Below are 20,858 nucleotides of genomic sequence, written 5' to 3'. Positions count from 1 at the left end.
TAAAGTTTAACAACAAAGACAAATGAGGACGTTAGCTTGTCACGTGAAAAACCGCTTAGAAAAATATCATTTTTCATCTACTGCCATATTCTGGGCGAGCTCGTCACTAATGCGTGTGCTAATTACATAACAACGTATTTTCACTCGACGCAGATAACAAAAAACCCAGCACTAAGGCTGGGTTTTGGTGTTCTAGTGGTTAACGAATTAACCGATGTGCGTTGCGCCCGCCATGTACTTCTGAAGTACTGTAGGGATTGCAATGCGGCCGTCTGCTTCTTGGTTGTTTTCTAGGATAGCAACCATTGTACGACCTACAGCAAGACCAGAACCGTTTAGCGTGTGTACAAGCTCAGGTTTCTTCTCGCCTTTACGACGGAAACGCGCTTGCATACGACGAGCTTGGAAGTCCCACATGTTAGAACATGAAGAGATCTCACGGTAAGTTTCTTGAGCAGGAACCCAAACTTCTAGGTCGTAAGTCTTACGAGCGCCGAAGCCCATGTCACCTGTACATAGAACCACTTTACGGTAAGGAAGCTCTAGAAGTTGTAGAACTTTCTCAGCGTGACCTGTTAGCTCTTCTAGTGCGTTCATTGAATCTTCTGGCTTAGTGATTTGTACTAGCTCAACTTTGTCGAACTGGTGCATACGAATCAGACCACGAGTATCACGACCGTAAGAACCTGCTTCCGAACGGAAACATGGTGTGTGAGCTGTCATCTTAATTGGTAGATCCGCTTCGTCAGAAATTGTGTCACGAACTAGGTTCGTTACAGGCACTTCTGCAGTAGGGATTAGAGACAGTTTACGTGGCTCTTCGTCGTTTACTTTTTCTACTAGCGGCTCAGTGTGGAAAAGGTCTTTACCGAACTTAGGAAGCTGACCAGTACCGAATAGGCTGTCAGAGTTTACTAGGTAAGGTACGTACATTTCTGTGTAGCCGTGCTCTTCAGTGTGAAGATCTAGCATGAACTGAGCGATTGCACGGTGTAGACGAGCAAATTGGCCTTTCATCACGATGAAACGTGCGCCAGTGATCTTAACAGCACTTGCGAAGTCTAGACCGTCGCCCATTTCGCCTAGGTCAACGTGATCTTTCAGTTCGAAGTCGTAAGACTTCGGCTCACCCCAACGAGAGATTTCAACGTTGTCGTTTTCATCTTTGCCATCTGGCACTTCATCCGCTGGGATGTTTGGAACAGATAGCGTGAATTCATCTAGTTGAGCCATTACTTGCTCAAGTTCAACTTTCTTCGCATCAAGATCGCTACCTAGAGTACCGATTTGTTTCTTGATCTCTTCTGCGCCTTCTTTGTCGCCAGCTGCCATTTTTTGGCCGATTTGCTTGGAGATGGAGTTACGCGTGGATTGTAAATTTTCTACTTCTACTTGAATGGACTTACGTTGTTCTTCAAGTTTACGAATAGTATCTACGTCTAGCTTAAAGCCACGACGCGCCAGTTTAGCAGCTGTTTCATCCAGCTCTGTACGAAGTAATTTAGAATCCAGCATTGTTAATCCTATGCTTTGTGTTGTGAAATCACGCGCACTTTCCAAGCGTACGCGTTAAAAAAATTTACTGAACAAATGTATCCAAAAACGCCTACTTTTCATAGCGCTTTTGTGGGCTATTTGCGTCTAAAGTAGCCAAGTAATCTAACTTTTCGCCGATTTTGGTCTCTAGACCACGATTTGTAGGCTGATAGTACCTACGATCGTCCATTTCAGGTGGCAAATATTGCTCACCCGCGGCGTAAGCGCCAGGCTCATCGTGAGCATAACGATACTCTGCACCGTAACCCATGTCTTTCATCAAACTGGTTGGCGCATTTCGAAGGTGATGCGGCACTTCATATTCAGGTAAGTTATGGGCGTCTGTGAGGGCTTGTTTCCATGCTACGTACACCGCATTACTTTTTGGCGCGCATGCTAAATACACAATTGCCTGCGCAATCGCACGTTCACCTTCTGCCGGACCAACACGGGTGAAGCAATCCCAAGCGGACAGTGCCACTTGCATTGCACGAGGATCCGCGTTACCCACATCTTCAGAGGCAATCGCTAGCAATCGACGGGCAATATACAAAGGGTCACAACCTGCAGCAATCATCCGCGCAGCCCAGTAAAGTGCAGCATCAGGGTTTGAGCCACGAATGGATTTGTGGACCGCAGAAATTAGGTCGTACCAAATGTCGCCTTTGTTATCAAAGCGAGATACTTTCTCCCCTGCTACTTCCGCAAGCAACTTCAATGTGATCTCTTTTTCACCCTGCGCATTGTCCTCTGCCATATCGTAAAGCAGTTCAAGGTAATTGAGAGACATGCGAGCATCACCGTTTACCAGTTCTGCTAGGCGGTCTAAAACATTGTCGGCGAAGTGTGCAGGCGTATTACCCAGCCCACGCTCTTTGTCACTGATCGCTTGATTCAGCGCCAACGAGATTTCATCTTTATCGAGAGACGTTAGCTTGTACACACGCGCACGAGACAGCAATGCGTTGTTTAACTCAAACGATGGGTTTTCTGTCGTCGCACCAATAAAGGTAACGGTGCCATCTTCAATATGCGGTAAAAACGCATCTTGTTGAGATTTGTTGAAGCGATGCACCTCATCAACAAATAAGATGGTGCGGCGGCCTGCCATTTTGTTCTCTCGCGCTTTCTCAATCGCTGCACGGATTTCTTTCACGCCAGACGTCACCGCAGACACACGCTCAACTTCAGCGTTGGCATAGTTTGCTGCCACTTCCGCCAATGTCGTCTTACCTGTGCCTGGTGGTCCCCAGAGAATCATAGAGTGAATATGACCAGCCTCTAGCGCACGGCGTAGTGGCTTACCAGGACCTAAAATATGCTGCTGACCGATGTACTGTTCAATCGTTTCCGGTCTCATACGAGCAGCAAGGGGACGAAAATCTTCGTCCCCCGAGAAATCTAATGTGTAATTGCTCACTGCCAATTAATTCCTTTGGTCATCCACTTCCACGCCATCTGGAATTGTGAATGTGAATCTATCTGCCTTAGGTTTACCAAGCTTCACATTGTTAAAGGTGAACAAGCCTTTCTGACCGTCTTGCTCAACCACGTTAAAGCCTTTCACCACACCTTTAGCATCAATATTAATCTGGAATTGGCCTTGTGTGGAGTCTACCGCGGTAGGAATAAGAGTAAACTGATCACCTTTTTGAGAGATCTGGTAGTTATCCCAATCACTTGCACGGTTACGCGTTAACAAAACAAATGGCGTCTGCTCGGTTGCTTGCTCTTGCCAGTAGATACTCACTTGTTCAATGAACGGGCTGTAGTACCACAATGTTTTACCGTCAGAAACCAACAAGTTTTCATCAGGGAATGTGGTGCTCCAACGGAACAAGCTCGGACGAGCAATCTCAACCGTGCCTTCTCCTTCCATTACCGTTTCGCCTTCAGGGCTGATAACTTGCTGAGAGAAGTCCGCACTGAAACCATCGTTCATAGAAAGACGTTTGTTTAATTCATCTTTAGGTGTCGCTGCATTTGCAGTAGAGAAGAGAGAAAAGCTTAAAACAAGCGTAGAAAAAAGTTTCGCTGAAAATAGTTTTTTCATTCAAATACCTATCAGAGGGTCAAAGACCTAAAGTTACTCACCTCATTTGGACTGAGGTGAGTAACACAAGTTCATTAATCTTTTGGTGGCGCAGGAGCCAATACTTCGCGGTTACCGTTATGACCTGGAGCACTTACGATGCCTTGTGCTTCAAGCTGCTCAACAATTCGAGCCGCTCGGTTGTAGCCGATCTTGAATCGACGCTGTACGCCAGAAACCGAACCACGACGCGATTGAACCACGTGCTCAACCACTTGATCGAACAGTGGATCCACTTCTTCATCCGAGTCCATCTGCTCGCCTGGAAGTAAGCTTTCTGGGCCTTGGTCGCCACTGATGATTTCATCGATGTAGTTTGGTTTACCACGCGCTTTCCAGTTGTTCACAACAGCGTGAACATCATCATCCGATGCAAACGCACCGTGAACGCGGGTCGTATGGCTTGAGCCCGGTGGTAAGTAAAGCATATCACCCATACCCAATAGCGATTCTGCACCGCCTTGGTCAAGGATAGTACGTGAGTCCGTCTTTGTAGATACAGTAAACGCCACACGCGTTGGGATGTTTGCTTTAATCAGGCCGGTAATAACGTCAACCGATGGACGCTGCGTCGCAAGGATCAAGTGAATACCTGCCGCACGCGCTTTTTGCGCCAAGCGAGCGATCAGTTCTTCAACCTTCTTACCTACCACCATCATTAGGTCGGCAAATTCATCGACAACCACAACGATGTAAGGCAGTTTCTCTAGCAACGGCGGCTCAGTGTCCATGCTGTCGCCTTCTTGCCAGAATGGGTCGTGAATTGGGTGACCCGCTTCTGCTGCCATCTTCAACTTCTCGTTGAAGCCTTTCACATTACGTACACCCAGTGCCGACATCAGTTTGTAACGACGTTCCATCTCGCCCACACACCAACGCAGTGCGTTAGACGCATCTTTCATGTCCGTTACAACTTCTGAAAGAAGATGAGGAATACCTTCGTAGATGGAAAGCTCCAACATTTTCGGGTCGATCATGATGAAACGCAAATCTTCAGGTGATGCTTTGTATAGCATACTCAAGATCATCACGTTTACACCTACTGATTTACCAGAACCGGTTGTACCCGCTACTAGCACGTGAGGCATCTTCGCAATATCAGCAATAACCGCTTCACCGGCGATATCTTGACCAAGTACTACCGTTGTTGGTGACGTTGCTTGTTCAAACTGAGGGCTACTGATTACATCAGATAGGAATACCGTTTGGCGGCTCATGTTAGGCAACTCAAGACCTACATAAGGTTTGCCCGGAATCACTTCTACAACACGCACAGCCATTGCAGACAGGGCACGAGCCAAGTCCATAGATAGACCAGAAATTCGGCTTACTTTTACACCTGGCGCCAAATCAAGTTCGAATCGAGTGATAACAGGACCAGGATAAATGCCGACCACGTCCGCTTTAATCTTGTAGTCTGCAAGCTTAGTTTCAACGAGACGAGCCACTTCTTCCAAAGCATCACGATCGATAAAGTTGTCGCGCTTCTCTGGGTGGTAAAGCAATTCTAGCGTTGGTAGTGGCTCTGCTGGTACTGGCAAGTTTTGCTCTTGCTGTACCAAGAATGGATTTTGCTGAGCGACCACTTTTGCCTGAGCGCTCGATACCATATTTTGGAACGCAGCCACATCTTGGTCGCCTTCTTGAACTTCTTCTACCTCAACTTCTTGAGGTGCAGGTTCAAACGTAGCTGAAGGCGATGCAGGTTGTGGTTGAGACGCAACGTGTTGCTGCACAGGTTGTTCTTGAACAGCCTGCATAGCTTCTTGTGGGTTAACAGCTGCTTGTTGCGGCTCCATATAAGTTGGTTGAGCCTGCTGCGCTTGGTACTCATCTTCTTCATCTAAAACATCTAGATTCGAAATCGTTGGTTCGATGTGCTGGCTTGGCTCAGCTTGTTCAACAATGTTATCCAGTGCTGCAGCGTTAATCACAGGCTCTTCGTGTTGAGGTTTCTCTGTATTTTCTTGCTCAAACGATGCATGAATTGAAGGCTGTTCGTGCTGAGCTTGCTCTGCTGCAAACTGAGCGTATTCGTCATAACTTGGCTCGTTATCGTACTGTTCTGATACAGCAGGTTCAGGCTGAACAAGCGGTTCTTGCGGCAATTCTTGCTGATGAATAGCTTGTTGAGGAACAGCTTGCTGTAGAACTGAATCTTGAGAAACAGGTTGTGAGACTTCAGGCTGAGTAACAACAGTATCAATAACTGGCTGCTGAACTTGTGGCACTTCATCAGCCCAGTCGTCGGCTTGTTGCGCCGCCGCTTCTAGCTCTTCAATGGTGACATTTAGCTGCTTAGTTCGCTCAACCTCTGGATCAACATTATCTGTATTGACCATTACCGCCGGCGTTGCAGGAGTTGGCGCCTCTTCTGGCGGTTGAGACGGTTTTGCTGCCGATTGAGGCATGTAGATTGGGTATTCATGTACAGGCTCTGGCTCTTTACTGTCATCAATATCATAAGCAGTAAGATGCGGAAGTACTTCATCCTCAGTCTCAGTCTCAGTCTCTTGTTCATTGAGACGTTGAGGCACACTATCTGCAACAACTTCATCTAGCTGAGGTTCGATGGTTTCTTTTTCTGTTCCGCGAACCTTGTTCAAAATAGCAGAAAGCAAACTTAGAGATTTATCTCCAAGCCATTCAACTATCGAAAGCCATGAAATACCAGTAAACAAGGTAAAACCTGCACCCCATAAGAACAATAGAACCAGAGTGGTACCTAGCACGTTTAGAGTTGGCAGCGATAAGCTTGTCAGAACATCACCGACTACACCACCTGATGAAAAGTACCAAATATCGTCGAAGTTAATATCCGCAAGGCCGCTACTGGTTAAGATCAAAATAACCAAGCCAAGCAGGCGGGTACCCCAAAGCATCAGATCTATAGGGTCATCCTCTCCGCGTTTACGAAAAGCAACCCACGCTCCGATGATCAATAGGAAAGGTATAGGATAAGCGAGCGAACCAAACGTAAAGAATAAGGTATCAGCAAGCCAAGCTCCAAACACACCGCCAGCATTATTAATCTCCCCTCCCCAAGCCGTTTGTGACCATGAAGGATCGGCAGGACTAAAAGTGAATAATGCGACGGCGAGTAAAACTGAACTGAGAACGCCAACAATCAGGCAGCATTCTTTTAAGCGTTGGAAGCCATTGAGTCGTGAAGACTGAGGCTCTTCACTGGTTTTGATAATAGTTTCGACTTTCTTAGCGTTCTCTTTGAACATAAATCAACTTGAATACGATATGAGTAATAAATAAGCAAAACAATCCGAGCGGCAAAAGCCGCTCGGTAAATTGATTTAACCATATCAAAGAGAAAAACCCAATTATTCAATGGTGAAAGCGGAAGCATATACCGCTTTCTTTGCAATAATTTAACGAGTTTTAATCACTAGCTGGTTAGTTTGTTTCACTTCTTCCATAACTACATAGGTACGAGTGTCATTTACGCCTGGAAGACGCAGTAACGTATCGCCTAGTAGTCGACGGTATGCACCCATGTCAGATACACGGGTTTTTAGAAGATAGTCGAAATCACCTGATACTAGATGACACTCTTGAATGTCGTCTAGTTTTTGAACAGCGGCATTAAACTGCTCAAACACATCTGGTGCACCACGGTTTAGAGTGATTTCTACAAACACGAGTAGAGATGCATCTAGATACTGCGGGTTTAGTAACGCAGTGTAACCTGTGATGTAGCCTTGACGCTCCAATCGACGTACACGCTCCAGACATGGAGTCGGAGAAAGTCCTACACGTTTTGAAAGCTCTACGTTTGAAATACGACCGTCTTTCTGCAATTCATTAAGAATGTTGCGGTCGATACGGTCTAGTTCCTTGGACGGCTTTTTATAGTTGTCTGCCATTTTTTATTCCACCTTATTACTTCCTTGCAAAAAAATATACTACAACTTTTTAATATTTAGGGCCAAATTTTGTAAAACAATATCTATACTAGATATTAATTCGACAATAACACCCTACAAACAGTTAATACAACCATTATAGAAAGAGGACACAGGATGATCATTGGCGTACCTAAGGAAATCAAGAACCACGAATACCGTGTGGGCATGATCCCAGCTAGCGTGAGAGAACTCATCTCACATGGTCACCAAGTTTTTGTTGAGACCAATGCAGGTGCCGGCATCGGTTTTTCAGACGATGACTACATCGCTGTAGGCGCATCCATTCTTCCTACTGCTGCTGACGTGTTTGCGAAAGCAGACATGATTGTCAAAGTAAAAGAACCCCAAGCTATCGAGAGAGCAATGCTCCGCGAAGGGCAGATTTTATTTACTTATTTACACCTAGCACCAGATTTTCCACAAACTGATGAGCTAATCAAGAGCAAAGCTGTCTGTATAGCCTATGAGACTGTAACAGATAATATGGGTCGTTTGCCACTATTAGCACCAATGTCAGAAGTTGCTGGTCGTATGTCTATCCAAGCTGGTGCCCAAACTCTAGAAAAATCACACGGGGGTCGTGGTTTACTTCTAGGTGGCGTTCCTGGTGTTGAACCAGCGAAAGTCGTTGTTGTGGGCGGTGGTGTCGTTGGCGCAAACGCAGCTCGTATGGCTGTTGGTCTTCGCGCAGACGTTACAATCCTAGACCGTAATGTAGACACACTACGTAAACTAGACGAGGAATTCCAAGGTCGCGCTAAAGTGGTTTATTCTACAGAAGACGCTATTGAGAAGCATGTTCTAGAAGCAGACCTAGTTATCGGTGCGGTTCTTATCCCTGGTGCAGCAGCACCTAAACTGGTAACAAAAGAGCACATTGCTAAGATGAAGCCAGGCGCGGCGGTCGTTGACGTAGCAATCGACCAAGGCGGTTGTTTCGAGACTTCTCACGCAACAACGCACGCAGACCCAACTTACATCGTTGACGAAGTGGTTCACTACTGTGTTGCAAACATGCCAGGTGCAGTTGCTCGTACTTCAACATTCGCGCTGAACAACGCAACGCTTCCATACATCGTGAAGCTTGCAAACAAAGGCTACCGTGAAGCACTTCTAGAAGACAACGGCTTCCTTGAAGGTCTAAACGTTATCCACGGTAAAGTGACTTGTAAAGAAGTTGCTGAGAGCTTTGACCTAGAATATGTTGAACCAGCGCAAGCTATCGCAATGTTCAACTAATGACAAAATAACGCATAAATTGTCACGTTTTGTTTACAAAAGCCCACTCTAAAGTGGGCTTTTTTGCATAGAGCATTTAATTATAAAAAATAACTAAACCTTATAAGCACAAATTAATATGTTTCTAGGTGTGACAGATTTAGCGCAAAACTCTGCCAATCTAACACGATAACCACGTTCTTCAAGATAAAGTGCTTTGTCCAAAGCAAGCCAAATCTCCAACGGCCGTTGAAAGACCAACTGAACCAGGCTCAAACGCTCCATTTGCCAAAAGCGTTGTTCGCCTAACTTTTCAAAATAATCGAAGTTGATTTGTTGAGAAAGATCGATGCCCTTCTGATCCGCCGCCCAGCGGCACAAAGACTCAAAACCATCACTTAACTGCGACTTACGAATGCTTGGCACCGGCTGATACCCTTCCATACCCAAACCTTGTCGAGTGATTAAATCAAACCCCAGCCTAAATACCATTTCTTGCTGACGATGACGGCGTACACGTTCACCACCTGTCACAGTTTGCTGTAGCGGAATACGTAGCTCTTGCTTAGACAACGAGAGAGAAGACGCTCTGACCCGCTCCGACATCGGCTGATACTGCTCAGACTGAATCAAATGATAACAGCAAGGTGAGATCGTCATTGCTGCCACACCATTTTCGCTGCCATACTGCATCAAACGAACATGGAGATCACCACACGCATGCAGTGCCACCGCGTGTTGCGTCGGCTTAAACACCGCCTTCGCTTTGCTATCGAACGCGTCACCTTGAATAAACGTCATCTTCCAATGATGCTCATTCGCCGCTTGTTGCCCCGAATCGCACAGTGCCTGTTGGTATTCAAAACTGGTGACGGGCTGATCGGTTTGCGTCGTCAGGATTCGCCCCAAATAACCTTTGCCTGAACACCACTCTAACCATTCTTCACCATGATGAAGCTGAATCGCCGCTTCTCCCATCGAGCTAATTTGCTCCAATTTACGACCGGGGATGCCGTTATCTAAACCACGGGCAAGCTCCAAACCGTTTAAAGTCAACGTTTCTAAATGGGTAAGATCAGCGAGTTGCTTAAGTTCAGGTAAAAACGGGCTAAGCGCTTTCAACGCAAGTTCGGGCTCTGCTTTGTATTCTTCGATTTGAAAGGGACTAAGAGACGCTAGCCACTGGCACAACTGGGGATGTTGCTCTTGCCATGGTAATGATGTGTGAATGCTGCTTTTAAATGGCTCGAATCGCCACAAAGATTGGTTTTCGATTAAGCAGTCATTAATAAATTGAAATTGCGTTTTCATAGCTCCCCCTACAACGAGCGCATTGTAGAGGGAATCGAAACATCAATGAAGTGTTATCTAACCGGAAGTTCGATGTCTTTAAACATCTCTTCGATTTCCGCGTTCGACTTCAGTGAAATCGCCTGCTCAACGACAGGGCGAGTTAAATGTGGAGCAAAACGCTCCATGAAGTCGAACATGTATGAACGCAGGAAGGTACCACGACGGAAACCAATACTCGTAGTGCTTGCACCAAATAAGTGGCTAGCGTCAATCGCAACCAGATCACCGTCTTGCTCCTCATCGACAGCCATACTTGCTATCACACCAACACCAATACCCATACGGACATAAGTTTTGATTACGTCTGCATCAGTTGCCGTAAACACAACGCGTGGCGTTAGGCCTTCACGATTAAATGCGGTATCTAGCTCCGAACGCCCTGTAAATCCAAACACGTAGGTAACTAGAGGATATGCAGCCAAATCATGAATGGTTACCGTCTCTTTTTTCGCAAGAGGGTGATCTTTAGGTACCACGATAGAACGATTCCAGTGGTAACAAGGCAACATGATGGCATCTTGGTAGAGATGAAGCGCTTCTGTTGCAATCGCAAAGTTCGCCGTGCCTTTGGCAATCGCTTCAGACATCTGTGAAGGCGTACCTTGGTGCATGTGCAGCGATACTTTCGGGTAACGAGCCGTAAAGCCTTTGATTACATCTGGCAATGCATAACGTGCTTGAGTATGAGTTGTAGAGATGTTCAGCGTGCCCATTTCTGGGTGTGTATGTTCACCTGCGACCGCCTTGATACTTTCAACGCGAGCAAGAATCTCTTGAGAAATTCGAATAATTTCCTCACCTGCAGGCGTCACTTGAGTTAGATGTTTTCCGCTACGCTCAAATATTTGAATACCAAGCTCATCTTCAAGCAAACGAACTTGCTTGCTGATACCAGGTTGGGACGTATATAGACTTTCTGCGGTAGCAGACACATTTAAATTATGGTTAACAACCTCAACAATGTACTTCAGTTGCTGCAGTTTCATAGTAATCCCTTACTCAAATGGAGATGAACATTGGACATCGTGTCATCTTGCCGAACGCATAAGCGCATCAAGCTATTTAGCTGGCACGATATAATCTTTAGTTATAACGTGTTAACCATTAAATTAACAGATCTTTCTAACTTATACCCATATACACCCAAGTAACCTCGAGATGTTAGGTTCATAAATCCTTGCGCGTAGAACGCTTTATTTGTTCTTTAGGCCGCATTCTTTGTTCAATTCATCATCAAAATGTGCCTAATGCAAAATAATCAAACAAATGGGGTGCCGAGTAAGATAAGATTCATGTATTCTTGAACGCTAGCCATCAAAAAAATATAAGCAGACACAGAAGATATGAATATTGGTTTAATCATTGCCTTAGTTGCCATCTTATTGGTGTTGGTGCTCGGCTATAACATCATGCTGCAATATAAAGTTAAAGTTGAAACTGCGAGAAGACAGGAATCAGCTCGATATGTAGCACTCATAGATGGGACTGAAGAACTTATCGGACATGCGCACCATATTCCTTTCAGTAAAGAACTTTTAGTGTGTCTTAATAACCGCATTCTCGATGCACTGGAAAGCATGCGAGAGCTAGATCCAAAGAATAAGCAGCTTGTTCAACGAATCGAAAATATGAAGCAACAAATCGACCAGTTGAAAGCCAATTATAAAGGTGGAGATAGCACCAGCTTTAAGCTACCAACCAGTGATAAGCAAGCGATTGTTATGCTTAAGCTGGTTAAGCGCCTACGTGACACTATCCGAAATGAGCACAACAAAGGCCGCCTAGATACTCAGACGTACGTGACTGAAAACGCTCGTCTAGAAACAATGCAAATCCGCATCAACATCGAAAACGTAATCAAACGAGCGAATGACTCTATCGCTCGAGGTCAGCCTGGCACTGCACTACAATTGCTTCGTAAAGGTATTGATGCTCTAAGCACAAAAAATGATGCTTACTCTGTTCAAGCTAAACAAAAACTTGAAGAAATGCTTGGTGACTTAGATAAGAAACGTCAAGATAAGAATGATGCCGAGGTCCAGCAAATTGCCGATAAAGAGCGTGACAATGATATGGAAGCACTCTTCGGTGAAAAGAAAAAGTGGTAAACTCGATAAAAGCTTTCCACCCTATTCGATTAAAGGCTGCGTTTGCAGCCTTTTTTACGTCTTATCGTTTTGAATAGGCATAAGCTGAATAGATAAAATTTGAATGTAAAGTGCTAAAAATTAAAATGATTAATCTCGACGCCTATCAGGATCTTCTTGCTCCAATTAACCAGTTCTTGCAATGCAGCACCCCAGATGAATGGGTTGAGGAAGCAAAAAAGCCAGAAAACCTTCAAACTATTTTGTTGGATCATCTACTGTGTGAACTCAAGGCTGGGCAGTCAGCGATGTTCTTGATCCGTAAATACGCAGTAGACCAGACTAGTGCCCACACCCTACTCGATTGGTTCAAACCCTACGAAGATTTCGCTTATCGCAAAACGGGCTCACTTGCGACATTGAAGGGTAAAAGTAATATCTCTAAAGCGATCATTGCAAAATCAGATTCGCCATATAGCCAAGATCTAATTGATAAGATGGTTTTACTGATCAAAGAAGAATTGCACCATTTCTACCAAGTATTGGAAATCATGGAGAGCCGTGGGGTGGAATACAAAAACATTCCAGCTAGTCGCTATGCAAAAACTCTAATTTCGCACATGAAAACACACGAGCCAGAAACTTTGATTGATAAGCTCATCATTGGTGCGTACATCGAAGCTCGCTCTTGTGAACGTTTTGCAAAACTAGCCCCGCACATGGATGACGATATCGCAAAATTCTACGTATCCCTACTACGTTCAGAAGCGCGTCACTATCAAGATTACTTGATACTCGCAGAGCAAATTGCTGGTAAAGATATTAGTGAGCGTGTGACTTATTTCGGCCAAATCGAAGCGGAACTAATTAGCACTCTAGACGACGACTTTAAGTTTCATAGCGGCGTACCCAGTTCTAAAGTTGCTTAAAATAAAAAGCCCACCTAATGGTGGGCTCTTTATTCTCTGTTCGATTACAGCTTGTATCGCTCATCAATGAAAGTGACTTCTGGGAAGGCTTTCCCCGCTTTCATTGCTTTTTCTGTTTCTTTCTTCGCTGTCTTATCAATCCAGAAGTTACCAACATCCATTGGGTGGAACATCCACTCTGTGCTCTTCGTCATACCATCTTTTGGTACTTTAACCCAACGCCAGTGTGCTTCACGCGTGTAAGGAACCATGTATCCAGGAACAATGATATTCGCTTCAGATACATACTTTTGGATCTGGCGTGATAGGTCGTAGCGTTTCTGCTGCTCAAACTCATTGTCATATGCTTCAATCAGCTTATCTAGCTCAGGACTGCTGTAATTCGTATGCGCGTTAGTTTGTGGTTTGTTCGCGTTATCAGAGTGCAAGTACTCCCAGTACGCAGGAATCTCACCAGAGCCCATATTCAAGAAGGCTAATTGGTGTTTCTTTTCAAGGATATACTTAAATGCCGATGAACCATCAACAAGATTCAGTGTGTATTCCAAGCCAGCCAGTTTTGCTTGCTCTTTCAAGTAAGCAATACGTGGAGTCCATGAGTTGTAACCATAGGTAATTGCAAAGCTTAAGCGTTGCCCCTTGTCATTAATACGAACACCGTCAGCGCCAATCTTATCAAAGCCTGCCTTCTCAAAGTGCTTAATCGCAGCTGCGGCATCAAACTTTGGAGGTGTGTTATTAGGATCATCATAGTTACCATGACCAAAGCCAAGACCATGAGGTTTACGCGAGTAGTCACCACGCATGATGTTTTCAATCATGCCGTCATAATCCGTTGCAGCCATGACACCTTTACGTACTTCTAAGTCGTCTAGCATTGGCATAGCAGTATTCATCCATAAGCCACCAGCGCCTTGAGGTGCTTGGTTGAATCCCCAATACTTCTGCACATAACCATTTTTATAGACATCACCGCTTGTTTTGTCATGCCAAAGGTTTGGTAATACCATGTCAAAGTAATCTAAATTACCTTTTTCAAAATGCTTCATCGCAATGTCTTGATCGCGAATCACTGTAATACGCACTTTATCTACATTGTAGCGATTCTTGTAATAACGATTGTTGTAGCCCCACCAATCGTCACCAACATGTTTAAACGTTACGCTCTTACCTTTCTTAACTTTATCTAAGTAGTATGGCGCAGCGGTAGGTTCAGCCTTAAAGTTGAACTTACGAACAAAGTTGTCCGGCATACCATCATTATTTTCATCTTTTTCTTTAGCAAAGAAATGCTCTGGACGAGGTTGAAAACCATTACTTGGCATGTTGATCATTACCATCAATGAGTCATGGCTTTGCGCAACGGCGAGATCAACTTTAATGGTATACTCGTCGATCTTTTCGACGCTCAGGATACTGTTTTTGAAGAAGTCGTTATACCAAGGGTCAATAATGTCTTTAGATGTGTAGTACTTCATCATAAACACGTAATCGTCCGCGGTGATTTTTTCACCATCCGACCATTTCGCTGTGTCATCAAGCTTGAAGTAAACGGTTTTATTGTCATCACCAAACGCCCACTCTTTAGCAAGCTGAGGAATCCATTTACCCGTATTTGGGTGACGCTGAGCCAGTTTTGGAGCACCATCCATAAAGTACTGACGAAGACCGGAGTTAGCATCAGGGCCTACACTACGAAGAGTCTGAGGAAAACTCAGCATATAAGTACGCAGCGTCCCGCCTCTTACTGCTTCTTCTGAGGCAAATAATGGTTCGTTATTATTTGAAATCCATTCGATATCAGCTGGCAGTTCCGTAGCGTTCATTTGAAAGCTCGTAGCGACCAAGGTTGCCAGTGCCGTAAGTGGCAGGTTTCTTATCATTGTATTCTTCCTTGTTGTGTTTACGTCGTAAACTAGGAAAAAACAAGTGAACCCCAGAGAGAATGCGGTGAACGCAGTTCAAGAAATCATGAAGGAGATAATACTAAGCAAGTTCCATTCTATTTCAGTATTAAAATCAGAGAGTTTCACTAGGTCATCCTAGACCTTACAACGCAGTGAATGCATCTATTGCATAGTATTCGTTACGTATTTGTAACGCAACCCATCAATAACACATGGTTGCACATTTCCATCATCACAACTCATTATGTTACTAAAGTGTGATCATTATAGTTAGAAGTCCTAGCTTCTTCGTGAATATCAAGACTCTAGCCTTTCGACTTTTTGAGGAAAGCAGTAAACAAAAAAGCGAAGTGTTACCACTCCGCCTTCTTAATTTTATGTTGTTCAAACTTACATGTTTAACAAGCTTGCATTAATTGTAGCTAGTACTGCTGAAGGGTCAGCAGCTTGAGTAATAGGACGACCAATCACTAGGTAATCAGAACCTGCTTGGATTGCATCTACTGGCGTCATGATGCGGCGTTGATCACCTTGTTCTGAGCCTGCTGGACGAATACCCGGAGTCACTAACTTAAACTCTTTGCCAAGTTCATTCTTCAGTAGCGATGATTCTTGCGCAGAACATACTACGCCATCAAGACCTGAATTCTTTGTCAGCGTTGCTAGGCGAATCACTTGCTCTTGAGGTGCAACGTCCAAGCCAATACCTGCCAAATCACTTTGCTCCATGCTTGTAAGCACAGTCACGCCGATCAGCAGTGGACGGTCTTTACCGTAAGGTTCAAGAATCTCACGAGATGCCGTCATCATACGTTCACCACCACTCGCGTGAACGTTCACCATCCATACACCTAGCTCAGCCGCAGCGCGAACTGCTTTTGAACACGTATTCGGGATATCGTGAAACTTCAGGTCTAGGAACACAGAGAAACCACGTTTATGAAGCTCACGTACGAAATCAGGACCAAATAGCGTAAACATTTCCTTGCCTACTTTTAGGCGACATGACGCAGGATCAATTCTATCTACGAACGCAAGTGCATCTGCTTGGTTGTCATAATCCAGTGCGACAATAACTTTTTGGTCGATCATTTCATCTCCTAACTAGTTTTGGTTCTTATTAAATAAAAGGTTAAAAAAATGCAGCGGACAGAAACTCTGCCAGCTGCATTAAAATTATTCACCGTCCAATCCTCGGATTGGCTTGATCGTCCCCCATCCTTTACAAGATGGACAATGCCAGTAAAGGGAATGAGTGGAAAAACCACATTTCCTGCATCGGTAATGTGGTTTAACTTTTAACTGTTCACCAACCATTGCTTGAAGCGTCGACAAACTGTCTTTTGCACGGCCATCCTCCGCCTCTGCAATATGGTAGTCGATAAGGCGATAAAAGCCCTTCATGGTAGGATTTTTCAATAACTGTTTAGTTAACAGTTCTTGAGCAGCACCGACACTGTCATGATGAGCAACAAGCTGAGCCAACATTAACTCGGCCGACACGCCCGCTTTTTTACCTATACAGGTACGTAGAAATTCTACCAACTCTTCTTCTTGACCAAGATGATGGTAACACTCCGCAATGGTAGGCAGTACATCACTGACGAAGTCTTTGTCTTGCTCTAGTACGCCAGTCAAATACTTAATAGTGTGCTTATAGTCTTCAGACTCTAAATACAGTCGTCCCAGCGAAATACTGGCGCGGACGCATTTCGGATCTTCCGAGAGTGCTTTCTTGAAGTGTTGAATGGCTTTATTGGTATTACCGTCAGCTTGGTCAAGCATGGCAAGCTCACACCAGAAATGGGCAATATTGGCACGAATTCGTGTGCGCTTTTTACCTAGCTTGGAAAGCTGATTGGCATAGAAAATTGCTTTATCCCACTCTCGGGTCTGTTGATAAATGGTGACAAGCTGCTGCAAAGCGCCTTCTTTATGATCGGGTTCTTCAACTAACTGCTCGAATATCTTTTCAGCACGGTCGAGAAAGCCCGAAGCCATATAATCTTTAGCTAGCTGCTGAAGAGCGAGATTTTTCTGATCCAAGGTCAGGCCAGAACGTGAGATGAGATTTTGGTGAATACGAATTGCGCGATCCACCTCACCTCGAGAACGGAAAAGATTACCCAGCGCTAGATGGGTATCTATCGTTTCATTATCGACTTGGAGCAATTCAATAAAGTGATCAACCGCTTTGTCTGACTGGTCAGACAAAAGCAGGTTTAAACCCGTCACGTATTGACGGGATATTTGATGAGATTGCTTCTGCTTGTCTTGCTGAGCGCTGCGATGCCCCATGTACCAGCCATACGCGGCGGCTATCGGCAATAACAAGAAGAGTAGTTCAAGCATTAAAGTTGGGCCTTATCCTTATGCCTGTTTTTCTACTGCAGGTTTTGCAGGTTTCTGTGCTTCTATCGGCTCGTATTTTTTCAGTTTCTTTTTCAAACGACGAACTTGAAGCTGCGTCTTAAACTGAATGCTAGCAAAGATTACCCATGCCAATGCGAAGCCAACCACAAATACAACACCTAACAATGTTGAAAGGTGGAAGTCACCTTTTGCAATTAAGTAGTTGAAAGCTACGATCTCTTGGTTTTGAGAACCTAAAGCCAGTGCAATTAAAAAGAGAGCTAGTACAGCGATAATTTTTATAATTTTCATATTACATCACCCTTAGAGGAGTAAGTAGGTAAGATTATGCAGGAAAATGTTTCTTCAGACCACGTATATTATACCGAAGTCACTTCTAGGTGCTAGATTCAACTCTACTTGCTCACTTTTTGGCTATAAAAAAGCGGCATACTGTAGAGTATGCCGCTTTTTCAAACCGTTAGTTGACAATTAACTGCCAATATTTACGCGTTCACGCAATTCTTTACCTGGTTTAAAGTGAGGAACGTACTTACCTTCTAATTCCACTTTGTCGCCAGTTTTAGGGTTGCGACCTACGCGAGGCTCGCGGTAATGAAGAGAAAAACTACCAAAGCCACGGATCTCGATACGATCACCGGTCTCTAGTGTAGAGGCCATATGCTCCAAAATATCTTTTACAGCATCTTCTACCTCTTTCGCTGACAAGTGTGTTTGCTCAGCGCAGAGTCTTTCAATCAGTTCTGACTTAGTCATAGTTGCCCTCTTAGAGTATTTTTATCACTCATTATAGTAAGTAATACTAATTCCAACAAACACTTGCTATCAATTCTAGACAAATTTTATGCAAAATGCGTAATGAAAAAATGCCTTTTACCAAGATAGTTTATCGACATTAGTATTACTACTTAGTTTGTAACAAGCATAAAAAAGGAGCCTTGCGGCTCCTTTTTAGCTTAAGCGAGTAAATTATTCGCCTTTAGCAGCTTTGAAAGCGTCAGCCATTGCATTACCAAAAGCAGCTTCGTCTTGCTTGTTGATAGATGCCATTGCTTCTTGCTCATCAGCTTCATCTTTAGCTTTGATAGATAGGTTGATTACGCGGTTCTTACGGTCAACACCTGTGAACTTCGCTTCAACAACATCACCAGCGCTTAGGATTAGAGAAGCATCTTCTACGCGATCGCGAGATACTTCAGAAGCACGGATGTAGCCTTCAACGCCTTCTGCGATTTCAACTGTAGCGCCTTTAGCGTCAACAGCAGTTACAGTAGCGTTAACTAGAACACCTTTCTTGTTATCAGCAACGTAAGCATTGAATGGGTCGTTTTCCATTTGCTTAACGCCTAGAGAGATGCGCTCACGCTCAGCGTCTACTGCTAGAACAACTGCAGAGATCTCGTCGCCTTTCTTGTACTCACGTACAGCTTCTTCGCCAGCAACATTCCAAGAAATGTCAGATAGGTGAACTAGACCGTCGATGCCGCCTTCTAGACCGATGAAGATACCGAAGTCAGTGATAGACTTGATCTTACCAGTAACTTTGTCGCCTTTAGCTTGTGCTTCAGCGAATGACTGCCATGGGTTAGCTTTACACTGTTTCAGACCTAGAGAAATACGACGACGTTCTTCGTCGATCTCAAGAACCATAACCTCAACTTCGTCGCCAACATTAACAACTTTAGATGGGTGGATGTTCTTGTTAGTCCAATCCATTTCTGAAACGTGTACTAGACCTTCAACGCCTTCTTCGATTTCAACGAAGCAGCCGTAGTCAGTTAGGTTAGTTACGCGACCAGTTAGTTTGTGACCTTCTGGGTAACGCTTAGCGATTGCTACCCATGGATCTTCGCCTAGTTGCTTAAGACCTAGTGATACGCGAGTACGCTCACGGTCGAACTTAAGAACTTTAACTTGGATCTCGTCACCAACGTTAACGATTTCAGATGGGTGCTTAACGCGCTTCCAAGCCATATCAGTGATATGTAGAAGACCGTCAACGCCACCTAGGTCAACGAACGCACCGTAGTCAGTAAGGTTCTTAACGATACCTTTAACTTCAGAACCTTCTTGTAGAGTTTCTAGAAGCTCGTCACGCTCAACGCTGTTCTCAGATTCGATAACTGCACGACGTGAAACAACTACGTTGTTACGTTTTTGGTCAAGTTTGATAACTTTGAACTCTAGCTCTTTGTTTTCTAGGTGAGCAGTGTCGCGGATTGGACGTACGTCTACTAGAGAGCCAGGAAGGAAAGCACGGATACCGTTTAGTTCAACAGTGAAACCGCCTTTAACTTTACCGTTGATGATACCAACAACAGTTTCAGCTTCTTCGTAAGCTTTCTCAAGAACGATCCAAGCTTCGTGACGCTTAGCTTTCTCACGAGAAAGTTGAGTTTCACCGAAACCATCTTCAACAGCGTCTAGAGCTACGTCTACTTCAGCACCAACTTCAACTTCAAGTTCGCCAGCAGCGTTCTTGAACTGTTCAGCAGGGATAGCAGATTCAGACTTAAGACCAGCGTCAACAAGAACGTAACCGTTCTCGATAGCTACTACAGTACCTTTAACGATGCTGCCTTGTTGGAATTCTGTTTCGTTTAGAAACTCTTCAAAGAGTTGAGCAAAAGATTCAGTCATTTATTTAATCTTCAATAAATTAAACGTCCACGGGTATCCTACCGCATGGGGTTATTAAATTCGCCAGTCATCATCCTTGCGACCAACGCTCTTAGTCTAGCCGAGTATCATTACTCAGCTAGCTTCGATTCGATATATTGTAGTGCCTTTTCTACCACTTCGTCGATAGTCATCGACGTAGAATCTAGCACAAGCGCATCCTCTGCAGGGCGTAGTGGCGCCACTGGGCGGTTACGATCTCGGTCGTCACGCTCTTGGATCTCGCTCAAAAGGTCAGCAAATCTAACATCTAACCCTTTATCTTGCAACTGTTTAAGGCGTCGATTTGCACGCTCTTCTGCACTTGCATCAAGGAAAATTTTCGCTTGTGCACCCGTGAATACAACCGTACCCATGTCACGACCATCAGCAACAAGACCCGGAGCGGTCTCAAATGCACGCTGACGACGCAATAATGCTTCACGAACGCGTGGCAGTGCTGCCACTTTAGACGCAGCCATGCCGGTTTCTTCTTTACGAAGTTCACCTGAAACGTCTTCGCCTTCTAGAATCACTTTTACTAGGTCACCTTCAGCAACAAACTGAACGTCTAGGTGAGTAGCTAGTGGGACAAGCGCGTCTTCTGACTCAGTGTCTACACCGTGGTGAATCGCTGCAAGTGCAAGTACACGATAAATCGCGCCAGAATCAAGAAGATGGAAGCCCAACTTCTTTGCTAGCAACATACATAAAGTGCCTTTACCTGCACCACTAGGTCCATCTACGGTAACAACCGGAGTTTGAGAGGACATGTTCTTCTCCAC

The 20,858-nt window shown here is 44.6% G+C and carries 17 protein-coding genes; 3 read left to right on the top strand and 14 right to left on the bottom strand.

Features of this window, described 5'->3' with window-relative positions; translation table 11 throughout:
- Positions 1-207: 207 nt before the first annotated feature.
- The 5 genes from serS to lrp form a co-directional block, all read right to left on the bottom strand.
- Positions 208-1,515: a serine--tRNA ligase gene (gene serS / locus KIV41_RS07330; protein ID WP_005437179.1), complete on the bottom strand. Its 1,308-nt coding sequence runs from the start codon at positions 1,513-1,515 to the stop codon at positions 208-210.
- Between the two features lie 91 nt (positions 1,516-1,606).
- Positions 1,607-2,962 carry a replication-associated recombination protein A gene (locus KIV41_RS07325; RefSeq protein WP_029561011.1) on the bottom strand — a complete coding sequence of 452 codons (1,356 nt, stop codon included), beginning with the start codon at positions 2,960-2,962 and terminating at the stop codon, positions 1,607-1,609.
- A complete protein-coding gene (gene lolA / locus KIV41_RS07320) occupies positions 2,963-3,589 on the bottom strand; it encodes an outer membrane lipoprotein chaperone LolA (protein ID WP_010449221.1) in 627 nt (208 codons plus the stop codon).
- 74 nt (positions 3,590-3,663) lie between these two features.
- Entirely contained in the window at positions 3,664-6,861 is a 3,198-nt protein-coding gene (locus tag KIV41_RS07315; RefSeq protein WP_285335975.1) for a DNA translocase FtsK 4TM domain-containing protein, read from the bottom strand.
- 150 nt (positions 6,862-7,011) lie between these two features.
- Positions 7,012-7,506 (bottom strand): leucine-responsive transcriptional regulator Lrp, encoded by a 495-nt coding sequence (gene lrp, locus KIV41_RS07310; RefSeq protein WP_038882782.1) that lies wholly within the window; start codon positions 7,504-7,506, stop codon positions 7,012-7,014.
- Positions 7,507-7,662: 156 nt separating this feature from the next.
- Here lrp and ald point away from each other — a divergent pair, with 156 nt between their 5' ends.
- Positions 7,663-8,787, top strand: coding sequence for an alanine dehydrogenase (gene ald, locus KIV41_RS07305; protein ID WP_010449229.1), 1,125 nt, complete (start codon positions 7,663-7,665; stop codon positions 8,785-8,787).
- A gap of 93 nt (positions 8,788-8,880) precedes the next feature.
- Here ald and KIV41_RS07300 read toward each other — a convergent pair whose 3' ends face one another.
- Together KIV41_RS07300 and cysB are read right to left on the bottom strand one after the other, a co-directional pair.
- Positions 8,881-10,077 (bottom strand): methyltransferase, encoded by a 1,197-nt coding sequence (locus KIV41_RS07300; protein WP_252040889.1) that lies wholly within the window; start codon positions 10,075-10,077, stop codon positions 8,881-8,883.
- A gap of 53 nt (positions 10,078-10,130) precedes the next feature.
- Complete coding sequence (gene cysB, locus KIV41_RS07295) at positions 10,131-11,105, bottom strand: HTH-type transcriptional regulator CysB (protein WP_010449232.1); 975 nt, start codon at positions 11,103-11,105, stop codon at positions 10,131-10,133.
- Positions 11,106-11,462: 357 nt separating this feature from the next.
- Here cysB and KIV41_RS07290 point away from each other — a divergent pair, with 357 nt between their 5' ends.
- The gene (locus KIV41_RS07290; protein WP_010449233.1) at positions 11,463-12,227 is read left to right on the top strand and encodes a hypothetical protein; all 765 of its coding nucleotides are present in this window, start codon (positions 11,463-11,465) and stop codon (positions 12,225-12,227) included.
- A gap of 125 nt (positions 12,228-12,352) precedes the next feature.
- Entirely contained in the window at positions 12,353-13,135 is a 783-nt protein-coding gene (locus KIV41_RS07285; RefSeq protein WP_010449234.1) for a tRNA isopentenyl-2-thiomethyl-A-37 hydroxylase MiaE, read from the top strand.
- A gap of 44 nt (positions 13,136-13,179) precedes the next feature.
- On the opposite strand, the gene KIV41_RS07280 is transcribed toward KIV41_RS07285, so the two are convergent.
- The 7 genes from KIV41_RS07280 to cmk form a co-directional block, all read right to left on the bottom strand.
- A complete protein-coding gene (locus tag KIV41_RS07280; protein ID WP_285335974.1) occupies positions 13,180-15,018 on the bottom strand; it encodes an extracellular solute-binding protein in 1,839 nt (612 codons plus the stop codon).
- Between the two features lie 414 nt (positions 15,019-15,432).
- Complete coding sequence (gene pyrF, locus KIV41_RS07275) at positions 15,433-16,134, bottom strand: orotidine-5'-phosphate decarboxylase (RefSeq protein WP_285335973.1); 702 nt, start codon at positions 16,132-16,134, stop codon at positions 15,433-15,435.
- A gap of 84 nt (positions 16,135-16,218) precedes the next feature.
- Positions 16,219-17,394 carry a lipopolysaccharide assembly protein LapB gene (gene lapB / locus KIV41_RS07270; RefSeq protein WP_010449237.1) on the bottom strand — a complete coding sequence of 392 codons (1,176 nt, stop codon included), beginning with the start codon at positions 17,392-17,394 and terminating at the stop codon, positions 16,219-16,221.
- Positions 17,395-17,412: 18 nt separating this feature from the next.
- On the bottom strand, positions 17,413-17,706 hold the full coding sequence (locus KIV41_RS07265) for a lipopolysaccharide assembly protein LapA domain-containing protein (RefSeq protein ID WP_010449238.1): 294 nt from the start codon (positions 17,704-17,706) through the stop codon (positions 17,413-17,415).
- A 180-nt stretch (positions 17,707-17,886) separates the two neighbouring features.
- Positions 17,887-18,171 carry an integration host factor subunit beta gene (ihfB, locus tag KIV41_RS07260; protein WP_010449239.1) on the bottom strand — a complete coding sequence of 95 codons (285 nt, stop codon included), beginning with the start codon at positions 18,169-18,171 and terminating at the stop codon, positions 17,887-17,889.
- A gap of 213 nt (positions 18,172-18,384) precedes the next feature.
- Positions 18,385-20,055: a 30S ribosomal protein S1 gene (gene rpsA / locus KIV41_RS07255; protein WP_010449240.1), complete on the bottom strand. Its 1,671-nt coding sequence runs from the start codon at positions 20,053-20,055 to the stop codon at positions 18,385-18,387.
- 110 nt (positions 20,056-20,165) lie between these two features.
- The gene (gene cmk, locus KIV41_RS07250; protein WP_010449241.1) at positions 20,166-20,846 is read right to left on the bottom strand and encodes a (d)CMP kinase; all 681 of its coding nucleotides are present in this window, start codon (positions 20,844-20,846) and stop codon (positions 20,166-20,168) included.
- Positions 20,847-20,858 lie beyond the last annotated feature (12 nt).

Origin of the sequence: Vibrio sp. D401a (assembly GCF_030248515.1) — a bacterium.
In the GTDB taxonomy this organism is placed as follows: Bacteria; Pseudomonadota; Gammaproteobacteria; order Enterobacterales; family Vibrionaceae; genus Vibrio; species Vibrio rotiferianus.
Note: the sequence above shows the minus strand (reverse complement) of the source record. Positions and strands in the feature narration are given on the sequence as shown.

Bases quoted from the DNA above. Each gene is read 5' to 3' on its own strand.
- serS (WP_005437179.1), bottom strand. From the start codon at position 1,515: ATGCTGGATTCTAAATTACTTCGTACAGAGCTGGATGAAACAGCTGCT.
- rpsA (WP_010449240.1), bottom strand. From the start codon at position 20,055: ATGACTGAATCTTTTGCTCAACTCTTTGAAGAGTTTCTAAACGAAACA.
- lrp (WP_038882782.1), bottom strand. From the start codon at position 7,506: ATGGCAGACAACTATAAAAAGCCGTCCAAGGAACTAGACCGTATCGAC.
- cysB (WP_010449232.1), bottom strand. From the start codon at position 11,105: ATGAAACTGCAGCAACTGAAGTACATTGTTGAGGTTGTTAACCATAAT.
- lapB (WP_010449237.1), bottom strand. From the start codon at position 17,394: ATGCTTGAACTACTCTTCTTGTTATTGCCGATAGCCGCCGCGTATGGC.
- cmk (WP_010449241.1), bottom strand. From the start codon at position 20,846: ATGTCCTCTCAAACTCCGGTTGTTACCGTAGATGGACCTAGTGGTGCA.
- KIV41_RS07265 (WP_010449238.1), bottom strand. From the start codon at position 17,706: ATGAAAATTATAAAAATTATCGCTGTACTAGCTCTCTTTTTAATTGCA.
- pyrF (WP_285335973.1), bottom strand. From the start codon at position 16,134: ATGATCGACCAAAAAGTTATTGTCGCACTGGATTATGACAACCAAGCA.
- KIV41_RS07290 (WP_010449233.1), top strand. From the start codon at position 11,463: ATGAATATTGGTTTAATCATTGCCTTAGTTGCCATCTTATTGGTGTTG.
- KIV41_RS07280 (WP_285335974.1), bottom strand. From the start codon at position 15,018: ATGATAAGAAACCTGCCACTTACGGCACTGGCAACCTTGGTCGCTACG.
- KIV41_RS07315 (WP_285335975.1), bottom strand. From the start codon at position 6,861: ATGTTCAAAGAGAACGCTAAGAAAGTCGAAACTATTATCAAAACCAGT.
- KIV41_RS07300 (WP_252040889.1), bottom strand. From the start codon at position 10,077: ATGAAAACGCAATTTCAATTTATTAATGACTGCTTAATCGAAAACCAA.
- KIV41_RS07285 (WP_010449234.1), top strand. From the start codon at position 12,353: ATGATTAATCTCGACGCCTATCAGGATCTTCTTGCTCCAATTAACCAG.
- lolA (WP_010449221.1), bottom strand. From the start codon at position 3,589: ATGAAAAAACTATTTTCAGCGAAACTTTTTTCTACGCTTGTTTTAAGC.
- ald (WP_010449229.1), top strand. From the start codon at position 7,663: ATGATCATTGGCGTACCTAAGGAAATCAAGAACCACGAATACCGTGTG.
- ihfB (WP_010449239.1), bottom strand. From the start codon at position 18,171: ATGACTAAGTCAGAACTGATTGAAAGACTCTGCGCTGAGCAAACACAC.